A 2,347-nucleotide genomic window follows, 5' to 3' on the forward strand; every position below is an offset into this window, starting at 1 on the left:
CCTCGTGGGTGATAGGGTGCGGGAAAAGGTGCTAAGGGGACTGTGCCGGACGCATTTGCGATCCAGTGCCCCGTCGTCAGCTCAAGTCAGTCGGCGGAAAGTAATGGCCGTTGTCCAGGTCCTCGATCAGACCGGGCTGAACGGGGTCCCAGCCAAGAGCCTGGCGGGTGATGGCGTTCGACGCGGGGAGGTCTAGCGTGGCCACTGCCGCCAGGAACCCAAAGTAGCCCGGCAGCATCAGTTCGTCCGCGGGGATGCTCACGGCGGGTATTCCCAGGCGAGCGGCTATAGCCTCGGCGATCTCGCGGAACGGGATTCCCTCGTCGCCGATCCCGTGCCAGGTTTTGCCTGCGGCCCCCTTCTCGAGCGCCAGGCGGAACAGCGAGGCAAGATCGCGGACGTGCACGGCGGGCCACCGGTTCTTGCCGTCTCCCGGATAGCCGGCGAAACCCTTTGTTTTCGCGAGCATGATCAGCTGCAGGCGACCGGTCGCACTGTGTAAGAGAGTGGGAATCCGCACGACCGACGATCTAACACGTCGCTCGGCGAGGCCCACGACGGCGGTTTCCACGATATTGCGTGCCAACAGAGTGCCTGAATCGATCGGGCCGCCAGGTAGAGCGGGATCATCCTCGGTCGCCGGGCGGCCCAGACTGACCGGTGCGCCGATAGGCGCCGCTCTGCCCACGTTCATGGGCGTGCCGATACTGCCTGCAACGACCAGTGGCTTATCCGTGCCCGCCAGCGCCTCGCCGAACGCGAGGATAGTCGCGAGTTCCGATTCGACTAAGGCGGCGATCCCGCCGGACGGAAGCAGTTCGGCCCTGTATCCGAGGTGGATGACGCCGTCGGACTCGACCGCCGCAGCCTTGAGCCCTTCGAGGTCGGCAAGATCTCCACGACGCACCTCGGCGCCGAGTGCATACACCGCTGCCGCGGACGCGTCTGACCTTGCCAGAGCGACGACCTCGTGGCCGGCTGCGATGAGGTCGGGGATGACGTACGAACCGACGTGGCCGGTGCCGCCAGTAACGAAAACGAGCATGTTATTGGCCCTTCTAAGCAATGTGATACGAGACGTGCTGGTGCGATCCGGTGAACTCACTCAACGTAGGATCAATGCTGGTCTTTTCACTTGCAAAAAGCAAGCAACCCACTGAATTTTACTTGCGACATGCAAGTGATGCTAAGATCTAGCCATGAAAAAAACTCTTAAAGAAGACCTTCGGTCCCATTGCGCGGTGAACTACGGCGTGGAGATTTTCGGCGACCGGTGGTCGCTCTTGATCATTCGCGACATCGTTTTTGTTGGAAAGAAGACGTATGGGGATTTCCTGAAATCGGAAGAGGGAATCGCGACCAATGTCCTTGCTTCCCGACTTGCCTTTCTGGAGGAGCAAGGCGTTCTCTCGAAGGCACCCAACCCCGACGACAGACGCAAGGACTTTTACACGTTGACCGAGAAGGGCCTGGACCTCATTCCAATTGTGATCAACATTGTGCTCTGGAGCGCGAAGCATGATTCGAAGTCGTACGTGCGGCGCCGCGAGGAGTTTGTTGCTCGATTAACTCAAAACCCGATGCAGGTGAGCGAGGAAGTGAAGGCGCTGGTCCGAAATGGCGGGTGCATCTTTCCTGAGAGCGGGGGATGAACAAGGCGGCCAACGCGCCCTGTCAGGGCGCAATTGGCACTTATCCAATCGTATAAGTTGTGGGCCTGTCAGCGAGGACCTGAAGCCGGCACCGCCCTCACTTCAATCAGACTGTGGCTGCCCTTTTCCACGAGGGAGATCRCATCAAAATTGACGATCACGATCCATCAATCGAACTTGACCAAGTCCTTAAAGATCAGCTGACCCCAGCTATTTCCGCGCGCCTGCACAAGCAGTCCACCTTCCGAAAGCCCGCCCAGCTTGATCGGCGCGAAACCGAGATTTTCCGCAAGTGCACCCACTTCCGCTGCGGCGCTGTCATCGTCGCTCGCCAGAAACACGACTCTCCTGCCACCCTGTACGGCCGGATCCTGGCCAAGGACGGCGGCGCCCAAATGGTTGAAGCCCTTGACCAGTCGTCCATCCGTGAAGGCCTGCGCGACGACCCTGGAAGAAGGCTCTCCTCCCAGTTCCTCAGGGGACACGCCGTAGGCATTGGTCATATCGATGATGGTCTTTCCCTTCCAGGTCGGCAGCGCCTTCGCGACATCCGGGTGCGACTCGAAACGGACAGCCAAAAAGACGATGTCCGCCTTGAGGGCTTGCGCCAGTGTTTTAGGAATGATCCCGGGGCCGATCGCGGCCGCAGCGGAGGTAAAGCTTTCCGGGTCGCGCGTGGTTGCAACGGATACTTC

3 protein-coding genes are annotated in these 2,347 nt (G+C 60.1%); 1 reads left to right on the plus strand and 2 read right to left on the minus strand.

The genetic code is table 11. The features are described 5' to 3' along the window. Window positions 1-76: 76 nt before the first annotated feature. Window positions 77-1,045 (minus strand): SDR family oxidoreductase, encoded by a 969-nt coding sequence (locus ACXRVY_RS24770; protein ID WP_223457227.1) that lies wholly within the window; start codon window positions 1,043-1,045, stop codon window positions 77-79. A gap of 154 nt (window positions 1,046-1,199) precedes the next feature. Here ACXRVY_RS24770 and ACXRVY_RS24775 point away from each other — a divergent pair, with 154 nt between their 5' ends. Continuing rightward, entirely contained in the window at window positions 1,200-1,652 is a 453-nt protein-coding gene (locus tag ACXRVY_RS24775) for a winged helix-turn-helix transcriptional regulator (RefSeq protein WP_223457225.1), read from the plus strand. Between the two features lie 167 nt (window positions 1,653-1,819). Here ACXRVY_RS24775 and ACXRVY_RS24780 read toward each other — a convergent pair. Next, window positions 1,820-2,347 (minus strand): NADPH-dependent F420 reductase (locus tag ACXRVY_RS24780; RefSeq protein WP_458238498.1); only part of this gene is annotated, 528 nt, incomplete at its 5' end.

Source organism: Pseudomonas sp. P5_A2_2, assembly GCF_054177685.1.

Coding starts and splice junctions, on each gene's coding strand:
- ACXRVY_RS24770 (WP_223457227.1), bottom strand. CDS start 1,045: ATGCTCGTTTTCGTTACTGGCGGCACCGGCCACGTCGGTTCGTACGTC.
- ACXRVY_RS24775 (WP_223457225.1), top strand. CDS start 1,200: ATGAAAAAAACTCTTAAAGAAGACCTTCGGTCCCATTGCGCGGTGAAC.